This window comes from Neopoerus faecalis (assembly GCF_029218125.1).
Classification (GTDB): Bacteria; Bacillota; Clostridia; order Oscillospirales; family Oscillospiraceae; genus Oscillibacter; species Oscillibacter faecalis_A.
This window is the reverse complement of record NZ_JARFXX010000002.1, coordinates 253,927-274,526: the sequence shown is the minus strand read 5'-3', so window position 1 is coordinate 274,526 and position 20,600 is coordinate 253,927. Positions and strand designations below refer to the sequence as shown.

At 60.0% G+C, this 20,600-nt stretch carries 20 protein-coding genes, 1 pseudogene, 1 riboswitch and 1 other annotated feature; of the genes and pseudogenes, 8 read left to right on the top strand and 13 right to left on the bottom strand.

Annotated features, from left to right (window positions below; genetic code table 11):
• Window positions 1-14: 14 nt before the first annotated feature.
• The 6 genes and pseudogenes from PY311_RS03810 to PY311_RS03785 form a co-directional block, all read right to left on the bottom strand.
• A complete protein-coding gene (locus tag PY311_RS03810) occupies window positions 15-494 on the bottom strand; it encodes a MogA/MoaB family molybdenum cofactor biosynthesis protein (protein ID WP_286147349.1) in 480 nt (159 codons plus the stop codon).
• A 116-nt stretch (window positions 495-610) separates the two neighbouring features.
• Complete coding sequence (locus PY311_RS03805) at window positions 611-3,253, bottom strand: valine--tRNA ligase (RefSeq protein ID WP_286147348.1); 2,643 nt, start codon at window positions 3,251-3,253, stop codon at window positions 611-613.
• A gap of 63 nt (window positions 3,254-3,316) precedes the next feature.
• Window positions 3,317-3,531, bottom strand: a binding site (T-box leader).
• A 46-nt stretch (window positions 3,532-3,577) separates the two neighbouring features.
• Complete coding sequence (sigE, locus tag PY311_RS03800) at window positions 3,578-4,273, bottom strand: RNA polymerase sporulation sigma factor SigE (protein ID WP_286147347.1); 696 nt, start codon at window positions 4,271-4,273, stop codon at window positions 3,578-3,580.
• A 121-nt stretch (window positions 4,274-4,394) separates the two neighbouring features.
• Window positions 4,395-5,111: pseudogene (locus PY311_RS03795) on the bottom strand (sigma-E processing peptidase SpoIIGA); the annotation flags it as partial.
• 301 nt (window positions 5,112-5,412) lie between these two features.
• Window positions 5,413-6,012 (bottom strand): cytidylate kinase-like family protein, encoded by a 600-nt coding sequence (locus PY311_RS03790; protein WP_286147346.1) that lies wholly within the window; start codon window positions 6,010-6,012, stop codon window positions 5,413-5,415.
• 199 nt (window positions 6,013-6,211) lie between these two features.
• Complete coding sequence (locus tag PY311_RS03785; RefSeq protein WP_286147345.1) at window positions 6,212-6,421, bottom strand: DUF951 domain-containing protein; 210 nt, start codon at window positions 6,419-6,421, stop codon at window positions 6,212-6,214.
• Window positions 6,422-6,492: 71 nt separating this feature from the next.
• Between PY311_RS03785 and PY311_RS03780 the strand changes: the two genes are divergently transcribed.
• Window positions 6,493-7,425 (top strand): S1 RNA-binding domain-containing protein, encoded by a 933-nt coding sequence (locus PY311_RS03780; protein WP_286147344.1) that lies wholly within the window; start codon window positions 6,493-6,495, stop codon window positions 7,423-7,425.
• On the opposite strand, the gene PY311_RS03775 is transcribed toward PY311_RS03780, so the two are convergent.
• On the bottom strand, window positions 7,409-8,674 hold the full coding sequence (locus tag PY311_RS03775) for a replication-associated recombination protein A (RefSeq protein ID WP_286147343.1): 1,266 nt from the start codon (window positions 8,672-8,674) through the stop codon (window positions 7,409-7,411). The genes PY311_RS03780 and PY311_RS03775 overlap by 17 nt on opposite strands.
• Before the next feature lie 130 nt (window positions 8,675-8,804).
• Between PY311_RS03775 and nth the strand changes: the two genes are divergently transcribed.
• From nth to PY311_RS03755, 4 genes are all read left to right on the top strand, one after another.
• The gene (nth, locus tag PY311_RS03770) at window positions 8,805-9,443 is read left to right on the top strand and encodes an endonuclease III (RefSeq protein WP_286147342.1); all 639 of its coding nucleotides are present in this window, start codon (window positions 8,805-8,807) and stop codon (window positions 9,441-9,443) included.
• Window positions 9,444-9,537: 94 nt separating this feature from the next.
• The gene (locus PY311_RS03765) at window positions 9,538-9,795 is read left to right on the top strand and encodes a hypothetical protein (RefSeq protein WP_286147341.1); all 258 of its coding nucleotides are present in this window, start codon (window positions 9,538-9,540) and stop codon (window positions 9,793-9,795) included.
• Window positions 9,796-9,813: 18 nt separating this feature from the next.
• Window positions 9,814-10,389: a hypothetical protein gene (locus tag PY311_RS03760; protein WP_286147340.1), complete on the top strand. Its 576-nt coding sequence runs from the start codon at window positions 9,814-9,816 to the stop codon at window positions 10,387-10,389.
• On the top strand, window positions 10,382-10,759 hold the full coding sequence (locus PY311_RS03755) for a hypothetical protein (RefSeq protein WP_286147339.1): 378 nt from the start codon (window positions 10,382-10,384) through the stop codon (window positions 10,757-10,759). The genes PY311_RS03760 and PY311_RS03755 overlap by 8 nt, the downstream gene beginning before the upstream one ends.
• Before the next feature lie 37 nt (window positions 10,760-10,796).
• On the opposite strand, the gene PY311_RS03750 is transcribed toward PY311_RS03755, so the two are convergent.
• Entirely contained in the window at window positions 10,797-10,958 is a 162-nt protein-coding gene (locus PY311_RS03750; protein WP_286147338.1) for a hypothetical protein, read from the bottom strand.
• A gap of 115 nt (window positions 10,959-11,073) precedes the next feature.
• On the opposite strand from PY311_RS03750, the gene PY311_RS03745 reads away from it, so the two are divergent.
• On the top strand, window positions 11,074-11,238 hold the full coding sequence (locus PY311_RS03745) for an Arc family DNA-binding protein (RefSeq protein ID WP_286147337.1): 165 nt from the start codon (window positions 11,074-11,076) through the stop codon (window positions 11,236-11,238).
• Between the two features lie 75 nt (window positions 11,239-11,313).
• On the opposite strand, the gene PY311_RS03740 is transcribed toward PY311_RS03745, so the two are convergent.
• Together PY311_RS03740 and PY311_RS03735 are read right to left on the bottom strand one after the other, a co-directional pair.
• Window positions 11,314-12,516 carry a coenzyme F420-0:L-glutamate ligase gene (locus tag PY311_RS03740; RefSeq protein ID WP_286147336.1) on the bottom strand — a complete coding sequence of 401 codons (1,203 nt, stop codon included), beginning with the start codon at window positions 12,514-12,516 and terminating at the stop codon, window positions 11,314-11,316.
• A gap of 150 nt (window positions 12,517-12,666) precedes the next feature.
• Window positions 12,667-13,152 carry a metallophosphoesterase family protein gene (locus PY311_RS03735; RefSeq protein WP_286147335.1) on the bottom strand — a complete coding sequence of 162 codons (486 nt, stop codon included), beginning with the start codon at window positions 13,150-13,152 and terminating at the stop codon, window positions 12,667-12,669.
• A gap of 118 nt (window positions 13,153-13,270) precedes the next feature.
• On the opposite strand from PY311_RS03735, the gene PY311_RS03730 reads away from it, so the two are divergent.
• The gene (locus tag PY311_RS03730; protein ID WP_286147334.1) at window positions 13,271-13,573 is read left to right on the top strand and encodes a hypothetical protein; all 303 of its coding nucleotides are present in this window, start codon (window positions 13,271-13,273) and stop codon (window positions 13,571-13,573) included.
• 258 nt (window positions 13,574-13,831) lie between these two features.
• Here PY311_RS03730 and PY311_RS03725 read toward each other — a convergent pair whose 3' ends face one another.
• The 3 genes from PY311_RS03725 to metK form a co-directional block, all read right to left on the bottom strand.
• Entirely contained in the window at window positions 13,832-15,346 is a 1,515-nt protein-coding gene (locus PY311_RS03725) for an O-antigen ligase family protein (RefSeq protein ID WP_286147333.1), read from the bottom strand.
• 9 nt (window positions 15,347-15,355) lie between these two features.
• Complete coding sequence (locus PY311_RS03720) at window positions 15,356-16,369, bottom strand: glycosyltransferase family 2 protein (RefSeq protein WP_286147332.1); 1,014 nt, start codon at window positions 16,367-16,369, stop codon at window positions 15,356-15,358.
• 137 nt (window positions 16,370-16,506) lie between these two features.
• On the bottom strand, window positions 16,507-17,691 hold the full coding sequence (metK, locus tag PY311_RS03715) for a methionine adenosyltransferase (protein ID WP_286147331.1): 1,185 nt from the start codon (window positions 17,689-17,691) through the stop codon (window positions 16,507-16,509).
• A gap of 92 nt (window positions 17,692-17,783) precedes the next feature.
• Window positions 17,784-17,876, bottom strand: a riboswitch (SAM riboswitch).
• A gap of 266 nt (window positions 17,877-18,142) precedes the next feature.
• Between metK and PY311_RS03710 the strand changes: the two genes are divergently transcribed.
• Window positions 18,143-20,239, top strand: a complete 2,097-nt coding sequence (locus PY311_RS03710; RefSeq protein ID WP_286147330.1) for a glutamine synthetase III family protein — start codon at window positions 18,143-18,145, stop codon at window positions 20,237-20,239.
• Window positions 20,240-20,600 lie beyond the last annotated feature (361 nt).

Here is a 20,600-nt window from a genome sequence, read left to right as displayed (position 1 = left end):
GTATTTGGCGCGGCTCAGTGTCCGCCGCCGCGCAGCATCTCCAGCGCGTGGCCCAGCGTGTCCAGCACCGCCGCTAAATTTTCCCTTGCCGCCTTTTCCGACCCCGGCAGATTGATGATGAGGCAGCTCCCCCGCGTCCCCGCCGCGGCCCGGGACAGCATGGCCCGGGGCGTGATGGCAAGGCTTGCATACAGCATGGTCTGCGGGATGGCCGGAATTTCCCGGTGCACCACCGCCCGGGTGGCCTCCGGGGTCACATCCCGGGACGAAAGGCCGGTGCCGCCGGTGGTAAGCACCAAATCGCATCCCAGCTCATCGGCGCAGCGGCACAGCTCCCGGCTGATGGTCAGCTTATCGTCCGGCACAACAGCCGTGTGGAGAACCCGATACCCGGCCCCCTCCAGCATGGCCCGCACCGCAGGGCCGCTGGTGTCCGTCCGTGTCCCGGCGCTGCACCCGTCGCTGACGGTGATAACTGCCGCCTGATATTCCATTCCGGCACCTCCCTTTTGATTTGGTTTGATTTTATACCCCGGACATTCATCCGTCAAGGGCGGAAAAATCCCCCGGACGCCAAAAGCGCCGGGGGATTTGATTGCCTTTTCGGGAATTATGCCATGGCCTTGGCAGATTCCTCCAGCTTGGCAATGAGCTCCTTGTACTTAGTGACCTTCTCCCGCTCCGCGTTTACCACGTTTTCGGGGGCGTGGGCCACAAACTTCTCGTTGGAGAGCTTGCCCTCGGTGATACGCAGGCCGTTTTTCGCCTTTTCAAGCTCCTTGGCAATGCGCTCCCGCTCCGCCGCAAGGTCCACCAGCTCGCTGAGGGGCAGGTAGGCGGTGGCGTCATGGGTCACCACGCTGACAAGGCCGGTCACATCCGCCGGCGCGGACTCCGGGAACGCCACCTCGCTGGCATAGGCAAGGCGCTGGATAAAATGGAGGCCCTGCCGGTACGCCTCCGGCTGGCCGGTGACGATTCGCAGCTCCGCCTTCTTGGAGGGGGGCACGTTCATCTCGGCCCGACGGGCGCGAATAGCCCGGATGAGGTCCATGACGGCCTCCATGGCGTTTTCCTCTGCCGGGAAATTCAGGGCCTCAGTATACTCCGGCCACTGGGCCATCATCAGAATGTCAGAGGCACCGTCACACTTGGGAAGCGCCTGATAGATCTCCTCCGTGATGAAGGGCATGAAGGGGTGCAGCAGCTTCAAAAGCGTCACCAGCACATAGCACAGCACATTCTGCGCTGTGAGCTTGGCGGCCTCGTCCGTGCCGTTCAGGCGGGTCTTGGTCAGCTCGATATACCAGTCGCAGTAGGTGTCCCAGATGAAGTCATAGACCTTGGCGGAGGCCACGCCGATCTCATAGCTGTCCAGATTCTCGGTGACCTCCTTCACAAGCCGGTTCAGCTTGCTGAGGACCCACTTGTCCTCCCGCTCCAGCTTGTCGGCATCGGGCAGGGCGTAATGGTCGATGGTCAGGTTCATCATCACGAAGCGGCTGGCGTTCCAGATCTTATTGGCAAAGTTCCGCATGGCCTCGCACTTTTCGGTGTAGAACCGGGTATCGTTGCCGGGGGAGTTGCCGGTGATGAGGTTGAATCGCAGAGCGTCCGCGCCGTATTTCTCCGCCATTTCCAGGGGGTCGATGCCGTTGCCGAGGGACTTGGACATCTTGCGGCCCTTATCATCCCGGACAAGGCCGTGAATCAAAACGGTGTGGAAGGGAATTTTCTTCATCTGCTCGCAGCCGGAGAAGATCATCCGGGCCACCCAGAAGAAGATGATGTCATAGCCCGTCACCATGACGGAGGTGGGGTACCAGTAGTTCAGGTCAGCGGTCTGCTCCGGCCAGCCCAGCGTGGAGAAAGGCCACAGGGCGGAGGAGAACCACGTATCCAGCACATCCTCCTCACGGGTCAGATGGGTGCTGCCGCACTTTTCACAGACCGTGGGGTCCTCCCGCTTCACGTTGATGTGGCCGCAGTCATCGCAGGTCCACGCGGGAATCTGGTGGCCCCACCAGAGCTGGCGGGAAATGCACCAGTCATGGCAGTTTTCCATCCAGTTGGTGTAGGTCTTGGAGAAGCGCTCGGGGACAAACTTTACCTCGCCCTCGTTCACCACCCGCAGGGCCTCCTTGGCCAAAGGCTCCATCTTCACGAACCACTGGGCGGAGATCAGAGGCTCCACATCGTTATGGCAGCGGTAGCAGGTGCCCACGTTATGGTTGTAAGGCTCTACCTTCACCAGATAGCCCTGCTCCTCCAGATCCTTCACGATGGCCTTGCGGCACTCGTAACGGTCCATACCATTGTAGGGGCCGCCGTTTTCGTTGATTCTACCATCGTCGGCAATGACCCGGATGACCTCCAGATTGTGCCGCAGGCCCACCTCAAAGTCATTGGGGTCATGGGCAGGGGTCATCTTCACGGCGCCGGTGCCAAAGCCGATCTCGCAGTATTCATCGCCCACAATGGGAATCTCCCGGTTCATGATGGGCAGAATGCACTTTTTGCCGATGAGGTGCTTGAACTTCTCGTCATTGGGGTTCACAGCCACGCCGGTATCGCCCATCATGGTCTCGGGACGGGTAGTAGCCACCACAATGTCGCCGGAGCCGTCTGCCAAAGGATAGCGGATATACCACAGGTGGCCGGGCTTGTCCACATACTCCACCTCGGCGTCAGAGAGAGCCGTGACGCAATGGGGGCACCAGTTGATGATGCGGCTGCCCTTATAGATGAGACCCTTGTCATAGAGCTCGCAGAACGTCTCCCGCACGGCCTTGGAGCAGCCCTCGTCCATAGTAAAGCGGGCGCGGCTCCAGTCGCAGGATACGCCCATCTTCTTCTGCTGCTGGACGATGCGGTTGCCGTATTCCTCCTTCCACTTCCAGACCCGCTCCAGGAACTTCTCCCGGCCCAGGTCATAGCGGGTCTTGCCCTCCTTGACGCGCAGCTCTTCTTCCACCTTGATCTGGGTGGCGATGCCGGCGTGGTCGGTGCCGGGGAGCCACAGCGCGGCGTAGCCCTGCATCCGCTTGAAGCGGGTCAGGATATCCTGTAAGGTGCAGTCCAGCGCGTGACCCATGTGAAGCTGGCCGGTGACGTTGGGGGGCGGCATGACGATGGAGAAGGGCTTCTTCTCCGGGTCCTCCACGCCCTTGAAGCAGTCATGGTCCTCCCACATCTGATAAATGCGGGACTCCACCTGCTGGGGCTCATACACCTTCGGCAGTTCTTTGTTCATGTTGATTCTCCTTTATTTCACGGTATTTCCGACTTTCAAATAAAAAAGCCCTGAGCCAAAAAGGCTCAGGGCGAACAAACAGTCCGTGGTACCACCTGAATTTCACGCATTTCCGCGTGACACTCGACCTTTTAACGGGATGTCTCCGTCCGGGCTTACTCTCCTGTTCGGTCCGGCCGCTCCGCGGCGACTTCACTGCCGGTTCAGGGGGGCTTGCACCCAACCGCCCTCTCTCTTGACTGTCCCTGGCCGCTACTGCTCCGCATCCTTGCGTTTGATTGTCGGCATTATACCACCGAACCAGGGCAAAGTCAATATCAAGGCTCAGGACAGCCGCAGAATTTCCTTCTTCAGCCGCTGGATAATGCGCTTTTCCAGCCGGGAAATGTAGCTCTGGGAAATTCCCATCTGGTCGGCCACCTCCTTCTGCGTCTGCTCCCGCCGCCCGCCGAGGCCGAAGCGCAGCGTGATGATCTCCCGCTCCCGGGGAGTGAGGGTGTCCAGCGCCGCCGCCAGCAGGCTCAGATCCACATCGTCCTCAATGGGACGCATCACGGTGTCCGCCTCCGTCCCCAGCACATCGGAGAGCAGCAGCTCGTTTCCGTCATAGTCCGTGTTCAGCGGCTCGTCAAAGGAGACCTCCGCCCTGCGGCCCGCGTTCTTCCGAAGATACATCAGAATTTCATTTTCAATGCACCGGGAGGCGTAGGTAGCCAGCTTGATATTCTTATCCGTGCGGTAGGTACCTACCGCCTTGATGAGCCCGATGGTACCGATGGAAATGAGGTCCTCGATATTCACGCCGGTATTTTCAAACCGGCGGGCGATGTACACCACCAGCCGCAGATTATGTTCAATGACCTCCTGCCGGGCGTCCTCGTCGCTCAGCCGCGCCAGCAGCTCCGCCTCCCGCTCCCGGGTCAGGGGCGGGGGCAGCGTATCGCTGCCGCCGATATAGTGGACGTCCTGTTTCGGCAGCAGACCCAGACGGTCCAGCAGTCTCCGAAGCCACATGAGCATGGCGTTTTCTCCCTTCTCCACCCCATAGGGCGGTATATCCGTCCCCCAGCTCCGCGTCCGTCAGGGCGATTCGCACGCCGGGGCGGCGCTGTCCGTCAATGTCCGCCCAGTCGCACTGCACGGTGAGCAGCAGGCCCCCGCCCGCCGCTGTCCGCACCGGCAGAAGCTGCGGGCAAAGCGCCGGTTCCAGCCGCCGCAGCAGCGGCAGCGCCTCTGCTGCCGGGAGCCGCTCCAGCTCTCTTGGAAGCTGGGGAAGGCAGCGCCGCTCCACCGTCAGAATCGGGGTGCCGGTGCTGTCCCGCAGGCCGCTGCCGGTATCCCGCAGCGCCGTGAAGGACGCGGTCTTTCCCAAAAGCATCACCGTGACCGCCAGCCGTTCACCCCGGAGGCCGTGGGACGCCGCCGCCCGGAACAGCACCGTCAGCACAAGGTACACCCCCGCCGCCGACACCAGCAGCGTTCTGCTGTCCACATTCGTATAGAACACACCCCGGGCATTGGGGATGTTCTGTCCTGCCAGCAGTCCCAGCGCCAGAACGCTTCCCGCCAGCGCGCAGGCGATGGCGAAGGTCAACAGTGTCAGCCGCCAGAAATGCCGCTCCCCGCCGAAGGCCGCCAGTGCCAGCAGTACCCCCGCCGCCGCCTTCACCGGCGCGGCGGTCAAAAATGCACCTCCCGGTAAAAACACAGCGGCGGCATACGCACCGCCTAAAAGCCCACAGAGAATGTATCGTCCCCGCCGGAGCGTCAGCCCCGCCAGCCGGGCGGCAGAGAGGACCAGCAGATAGTCAAGCAGCGCGTTGAACAAAAATACGCTGTCCAAATACACCACCGTCATGCCGCTCCCCCCTCTCTCATGGTCATTATAGCCCGCCTCCGCCGGGAAATACGTCGCAAAAGGAAACGGCGGACAGCAAAAGCTGTCCGCCGTGAGACTGTCGATAAAGTGGTAAATCCTCCGCAACGGTAAGGAAGGGTGTGCGCGGGAAACCCAAGAAGGGTGTCCTGCGCCATTGAAATCCTTAGTTTTCAGAACTTTTATGAAGTTCTGAAAACTTGTTCAGCGGGGAGAAAAGACTTTTTCGACACGCTGACGGCGGACAGCAAAAGCTGTCCGCCGTAGTTAGTTCTTTATTCAGTTATTCCGCCCGTGCGGCCTCGGTAATGAGCCGGATGCAGAGGTCATAGCCCAGCGTGCCGCTGTCCAGCACAAGGTCATAGTTCCGGCTGTCACCCCACTTTTTGCCGGTGTAGTGGGCGTAATAGGTGTGGCGGCTCTCGTCCCGCCGTGCGATGATTTTCTGAATTTCCGCCGGGTCGGTGCAGCCGGTGAGCTCCCGCACCCGCGCTGCCCGGTGGGCCGCGTCCGCCCGGATGAACACATTCATGCTTTTGATGTCCGCTTTCCGCAGAATCTCATCGGCGCAACGGCCTAAAATCACGCACGGCCCCTCCTTGGCAAGATGCAAAATTACCGTGCTCTGCACCTCATGGATGGCGTCCTGCGTATCGGAAAACGAGGCGTCAGAAACAGAGCAGAGACTCTTGAGGAAAAAGCCCGTCCGGGTCACATCCTCCTCATCGTGCTCCACCATGTCCAGATCATAGCCGCTGGCCTTCACCGTCTGTTTGACGATATCCCGGTCATAGAAGGGGATTCCCAGTTCCTCCGCTACACGCCGGCCGATGGAGTGTCCGCCCGCGCCGTATTCCCGGCTGATGGTAATGATTCTGTTCATGGTACACGCTCCTTATCTCCGCCGAGGTCCGGCGGCTTTTCTACGGTCATTTTAGCATACTTCAGCAAGAGAAGCAACGGTATTTCGTCGAGCTATTTACTACCCTCTTATAGCAGCAGTGCGCTCAGGCCGGTGGCGGCCAGGCCGAAAATCAGCACGCCCACTAAGATCAGGGCAATGATGCGGGTCTTTTTCGGGGTCATTTCGCAGTTCCTCCTTCGCCGCGCTCCGCGGCCGGTATGATTTTTTTAATGCTTTTCTCCACGCGGGACCGCGGCAGCATCAGCTCGTGGCCGCAGCCGAGGCACCTCAGCTTAATATCCATTCCCACCCGGGTCAGCTCCCATTGCTTCGAGCCGCAAGGGTGAGTCTTTTTCAGCTCCACAATGTCCTTAATATGCAGATCCATACGATTCCTCCTGTCACAGTGCCTGCAAAGCTGCATAGGCTAAAGCATCAAATGGTAAAGGATGATTTACTATGCCGGAAAACAAGCTCTATCCTCCCGAGGGGCTGTCAGCCCCCGTTCCTCTCACGCTGTCCGCCCTTCGGGACGCTCAAAGCAGCGGCGCTGTTTTAGAGGCCGCGGCGCTGCGGTGCGACGCGGCGCTGTGCCTCCACTTCCAATTTGGGAGCGTCACTGCCCGGATGCCCCGGGAGGAAGTCACCGCCCCATGGATCACCGGCGCGGGGAGGGATATTGCCGTGCTCTCCCGTGTGGGAAAGCCGGTGTGTTTCACCGTGACGGACCTCTCCGCCGACGCCAAGGGCGCGCCGGTGGCGCTGCTGTCCCGCAAGCAGGCGCAGGAGGACGCCATCACGGCACTTGAGGCACTGCTGCGCCCCGGCTCCGTTGTCACCGGCCGAATTGTTGGCATGGAGCCCTTCGGCGCCTTTGTGGACATTGGCCGGGGCATTGTGGCGCTGCTGCCTACGGCGTACATCTCCGCCGCCCGCATCCGCCATCCCCGGGAGCGGTTCCAGATAGGGCAGAAAATCCTCGCCGTGGTCAAGAGCCTTGACCGCGCGTCCCACCGAATCACCCTGACCCACCGGGAGCTGCTGGGGACATGGCTGGAAAACGCCAGTCTGTTTGCGCCGGGGGACACCGTGCAGGGCATCGTCCGCGGCATACAGGACTACGGTGCCTTTATTGAGCTGACTCCCAACCTCTCCGGCCTGACGGACCGGCGGGACGATCTTCACGAGGGGGACGCGGTCTCGGTGAACATTCGCTCCCTCCGCCCGGAACGGATGAAGGTAAAGCTGCAGGTCATCGAGCGGCTGCCGCCCCTTCCGGTGCCGGAGCCGCTGCGGTACTGGATCACCGACGGCGTGCTGGAGCGCTGGGTCTATTCCCCGGCAAATTTTGAGGGGGAGGCCGCAGAGACCGTGTTTACCCAGGTCCCTTGATTTTGTCCCAGTATGCTTTGGCGGCCTGTTCGTTCTTGTTGTCGCCGTAGTCATAATAATGGGCGTTTTTGATGGCGTCGGGCAGGTATTGCTGCCGCACCCAATGGTGGCCATAGTTATGGGGGTACCTATACCCCTGCTCCCGCTCCAGACCGGCGGAGTCGGCGTGGACGTTCTGCAATTCCCGGGGCACATCGCCGCTGCGGCCAGCCCTGACGTCCGCCCACGCCGCCATAATACCGGCGGAAACGCTGTTGGATTTCGGCGCGGTGGCAATGAGCACCGCCGCCTGCGCCAAGGGGAGCTGCGCCTCCGGCAGTCCCAACTGCATGGCCGTATCCACACAGGACTTCACAATGGAAATGGCCTGCGGGTAGGCCAGTCCCACATCCTCGCTGGCGGCGCACAGCAGCCGCCGGCAGGGGGTGATGAGGTCCCCGGCCTCTAAAAAACGGGATAGATAGTGCAGCGCCGCGTCCGGGTCGCTGCCCCGGAGGGACTTGTGGAGGGCGGAGGCGGCGTCATACATGGCGTCGCCGCCCCGGTCATAGCGCATGGCGCTGCGCTGGGCCAGCGCTTCCGCGTCCGCCTCTGTCAGCAGCAGCCCTCCGTCTACCGACACCGCCGCCTCGCACAATAGCTCCACGGCATTGATGGATTTCCGCACATCGCCGCCGCAGCCCTGCGCGATGCGCTCCGGCACACCGTCCTCCCACCGCAGCGGCAGCGCCGTGCGGCCTCTCATGATCTCCAGCGCCCGGAGCACGGCGGGGCGAATCTCCTCCGCCGGGACAGGCTTGAACTCAAACACGCTGCTGCGGGAAAGCAGCGCGTTATATACGTAGAAAAATGGGTTTTCCGTGGTGGAGGCAATCAGGGTCAGCGACCCGTTCTCCATAAATTCCAGAAGACTTTGCTGCTGCTTTTTGTTGAAATACTGAATCTCGTCCAGATACAGCAAAATACCGCCGGGAGCCAGCAGCGTCCCCACATCGGCGATGATGTCCTTGACGTCCTGCAAGGAGGCCGTTGTGGCATTGAGCCGGTAGAGGGTCTTGTTGGTCCTTTCCGCGATGATATTGGCCACGGTGGTCTTGCCGGTGCCGGAGGGGCCGTAGAACACCATGTTGGCATCCGTTCCGGCATCAATGAGCCGCCGCAGCACCCCGCCGGGGGCCAGAAGATGACGCTGGCCCACCACCTCGTCCAGCGATTTCGGGCGAATCTCGTCCGCCAAGGGCCGGTGCATGGCATTCCCTCCTCTCCGAATTACTGATAGATGATTATATCACAGCCTGCCGGAAATTGCTATGGCATTTTTTCTGGTATTTTCCCGGAATTTGTGATAAGATGAAAAAAACACGTACAGGAGGCAGGTCATGCGGTATAAGGCGTCTACCCTGCGAATCATAGAAAAGCTGAAGGAGCTGTACCCGGAAGGGCTGTGCTCTTTGCAATATGAAAAGGATTACGAGCTGCTGTTTGCCGTGCGCCTCTCCGCCCAGTGCACGGACGCCCGGGTGAATTTGGTGACTCCGGCGCTGTTCGCCCGCTTCCCAACGCTAAAATCTTTCGCGGAGGCGGACCCTAAGGAGGTGGGAGAATATATCCACTCCTGCGGGTTCTATAACGGCAAGGCCCGGGATCTGGTCTCCTGCGCCCAGCAGCTTATCGAGCGCTTCGACGGCAGGGTGCCGGACAATATGGAGGACCTCACCTCCCTGTCCGGCGTGGGCCGCAAGACCGCCAATCTGATTTTGGGGGACGTTTACGGACAGCCCTCCTACGTCTGCGACACTCACTGCATCCGCATCACCGGGCGGCTGGGAATCACGGACGGCTCCAAGGACCCGGTAAAAGTGGAGCAGCAGCTCCGCCGGGCCATTCCCCCGGCGGAATCCGGGTCATTTTGTCACCGGATGGTGCTCTTCGGCCGGGATGTATGCACCGCCCGGTCCCCCAAATGCGAAGGCTGTCCCCTGAGATCCGACTGCGCCGCCGGGAAAAAGCGGAAATAATCTTATTCCCCATGTGCCTGTGAAGTTCACAGGCACATTTTTTATGCGCCTATCATATATTGGTCTGAGACTGAGATCATGGGAGGACACAGCCATGGATGAAAACACCAAGCGGATGATGGAACGGCTGAAGGCCGATCCCGCCGCCCTCCGGCGGCTTATGCAGTCCCGGGACGGACAGACGCTGATGCAGACCCTGACCCGGCCGGACAACGGCGCCGGTCTCCAGCGGGCGGTGCAGGCTGCCATGCGGGGAGACACCAACGTAATGGCGGAGCTGGTAGGCCGGGTAGCCCAAAGCCCGGAGGGCGCGGCGCTGATGGAACGCATCAGCCGGAGCGTAGAGCTGTAGGAAAGGAGGTCCGGCCCCGTGGCGGAGTTTGACGATAAGCTCAACAGCCTCCTCTCCAACCCGGAGGCCATGGACCAGATCATGAAAATGGCCCAATCCCTCATGGGCGGCGAGGGGCAGACCAGCGGCGGCACACCGCCGCCCAATACACCGCCCCTGCAGCAGCCCTATCAGGCGGCGCCCCAGCAGCCTTCGCCGGAGCAGAATACCCCTGCCGGAGCATGGAGCGCACCCCGGAGCGGCGGCCCTCCCCCACCCGAAAATTTCTTCAGTGCGGCGCCGGGGCAAAATCCGGGGCAGAATAGTGGAAACGGCGGCTGGGGTGCGCCGCCCAACGCGGCCCCGCCCCCCGGTGGGCCGGACCTCAGCTTTCTTTCCGGCCTTGGGAGCATCGACCCGAAAACCATTGCTTCCCTTTTGCCGATTCTCCGAGAGTTAGGCGGCGACCGGGATAGCAACGCCCGCCGCCTGCTGTTCGCCCTGCGGCCTTATCTGAAGCCGGAGCGGCAGGAAAAGGTGGAACGGGCCTTACAGTTGGCCCGCCTGTTCCGGGTGGGAAAAAAGTTTCTGCTGAAGGGGGAGGACCATGTATAACCGCTATATCCGTCAGGATGATGGAAGCTATACACGGGTCACGGAGCCGGAGGCCCCTGCCCGGGGGCCGGGGCCTCCCCCGCCGCAGGGCGGTGCACCGCCCAATACGCCGCCCAATAAAGAACAGGAACGGCCTCGCCCCGATGGACCGCAGCCATCCGCCCCCGGCGGGCAACTCCCCTTCACCTTTCCGCCCTTTTCCGGCGGCACGGAGGGTATCGCCGGGTATCTGCGGCGGGTGCTGGACCAGCTTCATCTGGACCGTGTGGACGCCGGAGACCTGCTCTTGCTGGGCCTGCTGTACTTTCTGTTCCGTGAAAAGGCGGACGAGGAGCTTCTGGTAGCGCTGGGCCTGCTGCTGATTTTGTAAATACAACGAATGTCCGGGAGGGCTGCCGCCCTCCCGGTTATTTATCCGCTTTCCCCTGCTCTAAATAGCGTTCCTCCGCCTCCTGCTGTGCACAAATCAAAAGCGCCTTTGCCTGTCCGAAGTTCATGGCCTCCAGCGCACTTACGGCATCTGACACGCGGTTGAACAAATGCAAGTACATGGTCTTGTAGTCCGTCATAAGAGTGCCTCCTAAAAAAGAACATATTTTAGATATATTTTATATCTATACGAAGCATTATAAGCCAAAGTGAGCCTAATGTAAATATAAAACATATCTACTAAGAGGTGCTTTTATGGCCATCAAAAGTCTTTCCATTCGCATTGATGAGGAACTGCTGCACAAACTGCATATCGTGGCGGATTATGAGGGCCGCTCCGCCAACAGTCAAATCCTGATTTTGATTCGAAATGCCGTGGCAGACTACGAAGCAAAAAACGGAAAAATCGAATGGCAGTGATTCCGGTAAATACACATTCAATAAAGCAGCAAAGCCGCCCAATGGGCGGCTTTGCTGCTTTCGTATTTCAGAAAATCAATCGTTGGTATAGTTATCGAAATAGCCCTGAATGTAGACGATGGGGGTGCCCTTATCGCCGGAGCCGGAGGTCAGATCGCACAAAGAGCCGATGAGGTCCGTCAGGCGGCGGGGGGTTGTGCCCTCGGAGACCATGTTGCCCACCAGAGAACTTCCGTCCTTAGCGGCGATGCGGCCCTTGATGGCCTGGCGCAGCTCCTCGCCGTTGAGGGCGGCGAAGTCATTGTCTGCCAGATACTTCAGCTTCAGTTCGTTGGGCGTGCCCTCCAGCCCCGCGGTATAAGCGGGAGACACCACGGGGTCCGCCAGCTCCCAGATCTTGCCCACAGGGTCCTTGAAGGCTCCGTCGCCGTAAACCATGACCTCCACGTGCTTGCCGGTGGCGTCATAGAGCTTCTTGGCAATGGCCTCCACAAGCCCCTGACAATCCCGAGGGAACAGCTTCACCGTATCCTCGGTAGCCTTATTGGTGCCAAGAAGGCCGTATTTCTCATTATAGCCGCTGCCATTGACAGGCGCGGTGAGAAGCTCGTCCAGAGAATAGACCTTCTCCGCACCGGCGGCCAGCAGGCGGCGCTTGGTGCGCTTGCGGGTATGGATGTCGCAGTTGATGATGTTCTTCGTATAGGGCAGGATGGCCTTGGCGTCATTGGCAAACACCACCTCCACCTCGGCGCCGCAGTCCCGAATCAGGTCCATGTAATAGGCCACATAGTCCACACCAGTGAAGGGGTGCACGGTGTAGCCGAACAGCTCCCTGTACTGCTCCAGCGTCAGCACATCCCGGTAGGGGTCCACGCCCTTCTCGTCCATGAGGTCCGGGTCAATAAGATGGTTGCCTACCTCATCGGAGGGGTAGCTGAGCATAAGGACGATCTTCTTTGCGCCCTTGGCAATGCCCCGCAGGCAGATGGCAAAGCGGTTGCGGCTGAGGATGGGGAAAATGACACCCACGGTCTCACCGCCCAGCTTGGCGCGGACGTCGGCGGCAATATCATCGGTAGAGGCATAGTTGCCCTGTGCGCGGGCCACAATGGCCTCGGTCATGGCTACAACATCCCGGTCGCGGATGGTAAAGCCATCCTCCGGCTGTGCGGCAGCCTCCAGAACGGACTGGGTGACGATCTCCACCAGATCATCGCCGCTGCGGATAATAGGCGCCCGAACACCCCGGGAAACAGTACCGACCATACGGCTCATAGCATTCTCCATTCCGCCGCCTGCGGCGGCAAATTATTTGTTGAATTCTGCCGGGGCCGCAGCCCACAGCTGTTTTATTATACCAGATAGGTGCACCTTTGTAAAATCAGAAAAGCAACTTTTAACTATTAAAATTGCTAATATCGAACTTTATTTTCCCGCCGCCGGGGCGTCCAGAAATACGGTGCGTCCGTCCAGCCGATTGCCCTCCACAGTCAGTATGCCGTAGGTGGGCCGCAGACCGGTGCCGATGCTGCCGGGGTTCAGGAACAGCGTCCGGCCCCGCCGGTCCACCAGCGGCTTATGGGTGTGTCCGAACAAAAAAGCGTCCAGCCGGTCCTGCTCCGCCTTCAGTCCCGCCGCCAGCAGCGACGTTTTCACACCGTAGGTATGGCCGTGGCAGAGCAGCACCCGGCAGTCCCCTAAAATCGCCAATTTTTCCAGCGGCTCCTCCGGGCGGCAGTCGCAGTTGCCGGGAACGTGCTCCATGAGGATGTCCGGATACCGCTCCGCAAGGCGTTCCGCATCCCGCCAGCAGTCCCCCAAATGTAAAATTCCGTCGGGCCGTTCCCGCTCCACCGCCGTTTCCATGTTGGCAATGTTTCCGTGGGAATCCGACAATACCAGATAACGCACAGCGCTCTCCCTCCCTTTTGCCTCAGTATACCGCGTTTCCCTCTGCTCCGCAAGGCGGCGTTGCGAAAATGCCGCCACTGTGATATACTGGTTCTATCAAGCACAAGGAGCGCAAGGCATGGGACATTTTGACTTTCTGAACATGGCTTTTTTCACAAAGGCCGCCATTTATCCCGGCAGTGTCGGCACGTTCCGCTACCGCTTCAAGCGGGACGGATGGACGGACGGGGACGGTATGCTCACAGTCTGGGTATACGAAAACACCAGCTTTGAGCTGGCCAAGGATGTGGAATCCCAGACGTTTCCGTGGACGGAGGAGGGGGTGGAGGCCGTGAAGGCATGGCTGGAGCAAAAGCTAACGGAGCGGGGTACCCAGCCCTATTTCATCCCCTATCCCGCCCAAAAAGCGGGGCAGAATTGAGCGCGCAAAGGAAAAAGCAGCCGTGTCCCACATGAGACACGGCTCAGCGTGTCGAAAAAGTCTTTTCGCCCCGCTGAACAAGTTTTCAGAACTTTAAAAAAGTTCTGAAAACTGTTGATCTCAATGGCGCAGGACACCCTTCTTGGGTTTCCCGCGCACACTCTTCCTTACCGTTGCTGAAAATTTACCACTTTAACAACAGTCTCAGCCGTGTCCCCTACGGGACACGGCTGCTTTAATCATCCCGCAAGCGCGGCATTATGCCGCTTCCAGTCCGCAGACCTTGACGCCTGCCAGCGCCATGGCGAAGGTGAACCAGAAAATGCACAGCACCCGGGGGTAGTTCCAGAGGAAGTCCGCAAGGCCGCAGACCATGGCGCCGCACATGGCGGAGGCGGCGGCCACCGCCACCGTCCGACCCACGGAGGGACCGCTGTGCCGCGCAGCGCGAGCGGCATTTTTGATATTCCAGAGCATAGAGCCCACAAAGCTGCACACGCCCAAAAGACCCGTTTGAATCCAGACCTCCAGATAGAAGTTGTGGGCGTGGACAAAGGGGGCCTTGTCATGATAGAGGTTGAACTCCCGGATGTACTCCTGCGTGGCGGCGGTGCCGAGGCCCGCGCCGGTCAGGGGCGAGCGCTTAATGACCTCAATGGCCGCCCGGTAAAGGGACACCCGGCTGGAGGTGGAGGAATCCGCCGTATTGGTAATGGTGAGGATGCGGTTCAGCACCGTGGTGGGCAGGAAGGGCACTGCCAGCACACACAGGGCGATAAAGGCGGGAATCAGCTTCGGCTTCCACAAAAATACGAACACCGCCATGGAGCAGGCAAGACCCACCCACGCCGCACGGGAATACGTCATAGCCATGGCCATGCCTCCCACGCAAAAAATACCGGCGGCGATGACCTTCCACTGCCAGTGCTTCGCCGTAATGACCAGCGCCAGCACCAGCGGCAGCAGCAGCAGCAATACCTGCGCGAAGGTATTAGGGTTATCGAAAATGGAGTAGACCCGCCCCGGCATTCCGGCGTTGACCTTCAGATCCACATAGGAGGGGTTCACCTTCACGCCCTGAAGCCGCTGGACGATGCCGTAGGCTCCGGTACCGCCTACGCAGACCGCCGCCCCGGCGCACAGGCGCTTCAGGTCCTCCCCATTCCGCACAGCGCTGACGGTGATGAGCGTCAGCAGCGCGGCGGACACATGGTAGATCAAAAACCGGGCGGACAGCCCCGGCGCATAGGAGAAGGTCACGGCCAGCGTCACCGCAGCCAGCATCAGCGCCGGATAGAAGCCGATCCGGGCCACATCCAGACGGCGGCCCGTCCGCATAGCCCCGGCGTAAAACAGCAGCAGCAGCAAAACGCCTGTCAAAAAGCTATAGGCGTTGTTCCAGCGCTCGTAGGGAATACACCACAGCGCTGCGATGCACCAGAACTGAGCGATAGAGGCGTTGTCCCCCATGTCAAAGGCAAGGCGGGCAAAAAAGCTGTCCTCAAATGTCAAATTCCACGCCTTGTACCATGCGTGGAGCAGCGTTCCCGGGAGATTGACAAGAACGCTCAGAAGCCTGCACAGCAGGCTCTCCCGCCACGCCCGGGCCACCGCGCCCTCCCGGCACAAGGGCCGCAGCACGCGGCTATCCTCAATCTGCTCGCTGCACCAGCGGCCAACTGCCGCTAAAATGCGGTGCAGGGCGCTGTCCTCATAAACATTACAGAGCCAGACCCACACCCGGTAGGTCAGGCTGGTTTGCCAAAGTGTCATACGTTCTCCTTACATACGGTTTTTCAAGCGGTACAGGACTGTCAGCGTACCGAAGCGGCCGCTGCCGATGAGATCGGCCACGATCTGCTTGTTGCGGCCCAAGCCCTTGGGACAAAGCTCCCGGATGGCTCTTGCAAATTCCGGCTGAGCACAAAGGGCCTCCACCGTTTTCTGTTTCTCCCTTGCGGATTTGGGGTTGCTTTTCGCGTACTCGTTCCCCACGGCGATGAGCAACCCTGCCCATACCGTGTCGGCCCGCCACTGAGGCCGGGCGGCGGAGAGTCCGTACCGCTCCACGACCTCCGCCTTCCGCTCCAAAAACCGGGCAAAAACCTGCGGATAATCCGGCATATAGCGGTGAGTGGCGGAGGCGGGGTTTTCAAGATACCGGTACAGCGGCGTTTCCGTTACGGCCAGACGCCGGGCATTGGCAAAATACTCCATCAAAAACAGCTCGTCCTCCAGATACGCCCCCTCAAAGGTGATGGCGTTTTCCCGGAGGATAGCGGCGTCAAATAGGAAGCGCCAGATGAAGCCGTTGAACACCGGCGGCCTGAGCCGTTCGCCGGTCAGGGGCCAGAGGATATGCTCCCGGAGGCCGGTCTGCTCGTAAATGCCGGCGGGCAGCAGCTGCTCTGTCCGCTCCTCCCCCGTCGGGGACACATTCAGGTGAGCGCAGCCTGCGCTGTCCGCCCCGGCCTTTTCCCGGAGATACCACAGTGTTTCCAGCGCGGCGGGCACAAGGGCGTCATCCGCGTCCAAAAATGCGATGCACTGCCCCCGTGCCTGCTCCAGCCCCAGATTGCGGGCGCTGGACACGCCACCGTTGGGCTTGTGAAAGACCCGGACGCGGGCATCCCCCGCCGCATAGGCGTCACACAGGGCCGGAGAACCGTCCCGGCTCCCATCGTCCACCAGCAGCAGCTCCCAATCGGAAAATGTCTGTCCCAGAACGCTCTCCACGCACTGCGGCAGCAGCCGCTCCGCCTGATACACCGGCACGATCACAGAAATGGCAGGCATAGGCCGCCTCCTTTCATGAATACGGAGTGATTATAGCATATCCCGCCGAAGCGGTCAATGGACCCGCGTCACTTAGCCCCGCCACGGACCGCAAAAGAAGCGGGAGGCATGTCACCTCCCGCTCAAGATTGCTCTTTTCAGTTCAGGGCTGCCTTCAGGGCGTCCACTCGGTCGGTCTTCTCCCAAGCCACGCTTAAGTCCTCGCGGCCCATGTGGCCGTAGGCCGCCAGTTGGCGGTAAATGGGCTTGCGGAGATTCAGATCGCGGATGATAGCAGTGGGGCGCAGGTCAAAGACCTTCTTCACAGCCTCCTCCAGCTTATCGTCGCCCACGGTGCCGGTGCCGAAGGTATCTACCAGCACGCTGACGGGCTGGGCTACACCGATGGCATAGGCCAGCTGCACCTGGCACTTCCGGGCAAGACCGGCAGCCACGATGTTCTTGGCTACCCAGCGAGCGGCGTAGGCCGCGGAGCGGTCCACCTTGGTGGGGTCCTTGCCGGAGAAGCAGCCGCCGCCGTGGGGAGCGCTGCCGCCGTAGGTATCCACAATGATCTTCCGGCCGGTGAGGCCACTGTCGCCCTGTGGGCCGCCGATGACGAACCGTCCGGTGGGGTTCACGTAGAATTTCGTCTTCTCATCCATCAGCTCGGCGGGGACGGTGGGCTTAATGACCATTTCGATCATGTCCTTGCGAATCTGCTCCAGCGTCACCTCGGGGCTGTGCTGGGTGGAGAGCACCACGGTGTCCACGCGGACGGGCTTGTCGCCATCGTACTCCACCGTGATCTGCGTCTTTCCATCGGGCCGCAGATAGTTCACAAGTCCGGTCTTGCGGACCTCGGTGAGCTTGCGGGCCATTTTGTGTGCAAGGGAAATGGGCAGGGGCATCAGCTCCGGGGTCTCGTCGCAGGCGTAGCCGAACATCATGCCCTGATCGCCGGCGCCGTTGTCCAGACCGTCATCTGCCTCGCCCTCCTTGACCTCCAGGCACTTGTCCACGCCCAGCGCGATATCGCCGGACTGCTCATCAATGTTGGTGATGATGCCGCAGGTGTCGCAGTCAAAGCCGTACTTGGCCCGGTCATAGCCGATGTCCCGAATGACCTCACGGGCGATCTTGGCGATGTCCACATAGCAGCTGGTGGTGATCTCGCCCATGATGTGCACAAGGCCGGTAGAGGCCGTGGTCTCGCAGGCCACGCGGCCGTTGGGGTCCTGCGCCAGAATGGCGTCCAGCACGGCATCGGAAATCTGGTCGCAGATCTTGTCGGGATGGCCCTCCGTCACGGATTCGGAGGTGAAAAGATAGTGTCTTGCCATAGTTGTCCTTCTCCTTTTTTTGCTGTCCCCTCCCGGACGAAAAACAAAACGCACTCCCGCCATGGGAGCGCGCGAAACGTTTCGTTTTCCGCTCCTCATCTGTCGTTTCCGCCGGAATTGGCACCTTGATTCATCAGGTTGCCGTGGTTTCATCGGGCCGTTCCCTCCGCCACTCTTGATAAGGGACTTTGAAATTGTGATTTTATTGTAATCGTATCTCCTACTATTGTCAAGGGTTTTCGGCAATTTCCCTGAAATTTTTCTGTTATTTTTGGTAAAAACCTCTTGACAATGCTGCCTGCCCCGTGTATAATTCCCAACATCAAAGGCAATGGCGTCTTGGAGAGTGATTCTTCAAGACGCTATTTTCGTTTACATGGGGCAACGGTGTCCCGGAGCGAGTCCTCCGGGGACCGCTGTCCCCTTTTTTTGTATGGGAAGGAGAAAGAATATGCGTACAGTTCCTGAGTATTTCGGCAGTCTGGTGTTTGATGATCGCGCGATGCGCTCCATGCTGCCCTCCGAGGTCTATGCCTCCCTGAAGAAAACCATTGACGAGGGTTCCACGCTGGATACCCACGTAGCGGACGCCGTGGCCGCCGCCATGCGGGACTGGGCCGTAGCCCATGGCGCCACCCATTTCACCCACTGGTTCCAGCCCCTCAATGGAATCACGGCGGAAAAGCACGATAGCTTCATCTCCCCCTCCCCGGATGGCGGCGTTATCATGGAGTTTTCCGGCAAGGAGCTGATTCAAGGCGAGCCGGACGCCTCCTCCTTCCCCTCCGGCGGACTGCGGGCCACATTTGAAGCCCGGGGCTACACCGCGTGGGACCCCACCTCCTATGCCTTCATCAAGGGCCACACCCTCTGCATCCCTACGGCCTTCTGCTCCTACGGCGGCGAGGCGCTGGATAAGAAAACGCCGCTGCTGCGCTCCATGCAGGCCCTGAACAGGCAGGCCATGCGGGTGCTGCGGCTGTTCGGCAACGAGGACGTCAAGTGTGTCCGTCCCTGCGTCGGCCCGGAGCAGGAGTACTTTCTCATTGATAAGGCCATGTACGAACAGCGGAAAGACCTTGTTTTCTGCGGCCGGACGCTGTTCGGTGCTAAGCCCCCCAAGGGGCAGGAGATGGATGACCACTACTTCGGCGCCATCAAGCCCCGGGTAGAAGCCTACATGGAGGAGTTGAACCAGGAGCTGTGGAAGCTTGGGATTCTGGCTAAAACAGAGCACAACGAGGTGGCCCCTTCCCAGCATGAGCTGGCGTGCATTTACCGGGTAGCCAATATCGCCACGGACAACAACCAGCTCACCATGGAGGTCATGCAGAAGGTAGCCTCTCGGCACGGGCTGGTGCGCCTGCTGGCAGAAAAGCCCTTTGCCGGCCTCAACGGCAGCGGCAAGCATAACAACTGGTCCTTGGCTACGGATACCGGCGTAAATCTGTTCAAGCCCGGCGACACGCCCTACGAAAACGCCCAGTTCCTCCTGTTCCTCTGCGCCACCATTCAGGCGGTGGACAACTATCAGGATCTGCTGCGGCTTTCCGTGGCCACTGCCGGAAACGATCACCGTCTCGGCGCCAACGAAGCGCCTCCCGCCGTGATCTCTATCTTCCTCGGCGATGAGCTTACCGCCGTTTTGAAGGCCGTGGAGACCGACACACCCTACAGCGGCGCGGAAAAAACCGTTTTGAAGCTGGGCGTCCATGTACTTCCCAAGTTCACCCGAGACACCACGGACCGCAATCGCACCTCTCCCTTTGCCTTCACCGGCAACAAGTTTGAGTTCCGCATGGTGGGCTCCTCCGATTCCATTGCCTGCGCCAATATCATGCTCAACGCCGCCATGGCGGAAACACTGAAGGAATTTGCCGATAAGCTGGAGGGCGTTTCCGATTTTGAGACTGCCCTGCACGAGCTGATTCGCTTCTCTATTCAGGCTCATAAGCGCATTATTTTCAACGGCAACGGCTACGATGACGCATGGATTCGGGAGGCCACAGAGGAGCGTGGTCTGCTGAATCTCCGCACCACGCCAGATGCGCTGGCTACCATTCTGGACAAGAAGAACGTGGATATGCTGACCTCGCTGAAAATCTTCTCCGAGGCGGAAATTCGCTCTCGATACGAAATCAGCCTTGAAAACTACTGCAAGACCGTTACCATTGAGGGGCTGACCATGGTGGACATGGCCCGAAAGGAAATTCTTCCCGCCGTGGAGAGCTATTTGGGCGAGCTGTCTGGCTTCGCTGCCGCCAAGGCGGCGGCTGTCCCCGGTCTTTCCGGCAAGTACGAGACCGCGCAGATCACACGGCTTTCCGGGCTGGTGGACGAAATTTATGAGGCAGCACAGGCGCTGGACACCACGCTGGTCCGTTTGAAGGACATATTGGACTTCACGGACGCTGCCTACGTTATCCGGGACGTTGTTCTTCAGAAGATGGCGGAGCTGCGAGTTGTCTGCGATGAAGCGGAGACCCTTACCGCCGCAAAATACTGGCCCTTCCCCACCTACGGCGATCTCCTGTTCGGCGTTCGATGAAACAAACTGATTCCTTTCCTAATTTTTCTCCTGCCAGTGCCCCGCCTTTCGGCGGGGCACTGGCGTTTTTATGGGCTTGCGAAAATGAAATTGCTTTCTGTCGGCTAACATTTACATTTCCCTGTCTCTTTGCGGTTCTTTCCCCCACTGTAATTCTTTGTCGGGTGCTCTTTGAGTTAGTGCGTACCTAAGTCAAAGCCGCTCCGAGACGCGCCTGTGGACTGTCCTGCATACGCCCACCCCGCAGGAGGGCACAGACCCCGTTGGCGGCGGAGCTGCTGGCAACTGCCCTTCCTTTCCGGCAGCAAAAAAGCCCCATTGTCATGGTCTCGAGTTTCCATGACAATGGGGCTTTTTATCA

What these genes read in the sequence shown, in the direction of transcription:
- PY311_RS03740 (WP_286147336.1), bottom strand. Translation starts at nt 12,516, where the DNA reads ATGAGCCGTATGGTCGGTACTGTTTCCCGGGGTGTTCGGGCGCCTATT.
- PY311_RS03750 (WP_286147338.1), bottom strand. Translation starts at nt 10,958, where the DNA reads ATGACGGACTACAAGACCATGTACTTGCATTTGTTCAACCGCGTGTCA.
- PY311_RS03765 (WP_286147341.1), top strand. Translation starts at nt 9,538, where the DNA reads ATGGATGAAAACACCAAGCGGATGATGGAACGGCTGAAGGCCGATCCC.
- nth (WP_286147342.1), top strand. Translation starts at nt 8,805, where the DNA reads ATGCGGTATAAGGCGTCTACCCTGCGAATCATAGAAAAGCTGAAGGAG.
- PY311_RS03730 (WP_286147334.1), top strand. Translation starts at nt 13,271, where the DNA reads ATGGGACATTTTGACTTTCTGAACATGGCTTTTTTCACAAAGGCCGCC.
- PY311_RS03720 (WP_286147332.1), bottom strand. Translation starts at nt 16,369, where the DNA reads ATGCCTGCCATTTCTGTGATCGTGCCGGTGTATCAGGCGGAGCGGCTG.
- PY311_RS03790 (WP_286147346.1), bottom strand. Translation starts at nt 6,012, where the DNA reads ATGAACAGAATCATTACCATCAGCCGGGAATACGGCGCGGGCGGACAC.
- PY311_RS03725 (WP_286147333.1), bottom strand. Translation starts at nt 15,346, where the DNA reads ATGACACTTTGGCAAACCAGCCTGACCTACCGGGTGTGGGTCTGGCTC.
- PY311_RS03745 (WP_286147337.1), top strand. Translation starts at nt 11,074, where the DNA reads ATGGCCATCAAAAGTCTTTCCATTCGCATTGATGAGGAACTGCTGCAC.
- PY311_RS03755 (WP_286147339.1), top strand. Translation starts at nt 10,382, where the DNA reads ATGTATAACCGCTATATCCGTCAGGATGATGGAAGCTATACACGGGTC.
- PY311_RS03805 (WP_286147348.1), bottom strand. Translation starts at nt 3,253, where the DNA reads ATGAACAAAGAACTGCCGAAGGTGTATGAGCCCCAGCAGGTGGAGTCC.
- PY311_RS03775 (WP_286147343.1), bottom strand. Translation starts at nt 8,674, where the DNA reads ATGCACCGGCCCTTGGCGGACGAGATTCGCCCGAAATCGCTGGACGAG.
- PY311_RS03780 (WP_286147344.1), top strand. Translation starts at nt 6,493, where the DNA reads ATGCCGGAAAACAAGCTCTATCCTCCCGAGGGGCTGTCAGCCCCCGTT.
- metK (WP_286147331.1), bottom strand. Translation starts at nt 17,691, where the DNA reads ATGGCAAGACACTATCTTTTCACCTCCGAATCCGTGACGGAGGGCCAT.
- PY311_RS03810 (WP_286147349.1), bottom strand. Translation starts at nt 494, where the DNA reads ATGGAATATCAGGCGGCAGTTATCACCGTCAGCGACGGGTGCAGCGCC.
- PY311_RS03710 (WP_286147330.1), top strand. Translation starts at nt 18,143, where the DNA reads ATGCGTACAGTTCCTGAGTATTTCGGCAGTCTGGTGTTTGATGATCGC.
- sigE (WP_286147347.1), bottom strand. Translation starts at nt 4,273, where the DNA reads ATGCTCATGTGGCTTCGGAGACTGCTGGACCGTCTGGGTCTGCTGCCG.
- PY311_RS03785 (WP_286147345.1), bottom strand. Translation starts at nt 6,421, where the DNA reads ATGGATCTGCATATTAAGGACATTGTGGAGCTGAAAAAGACTCACCCT.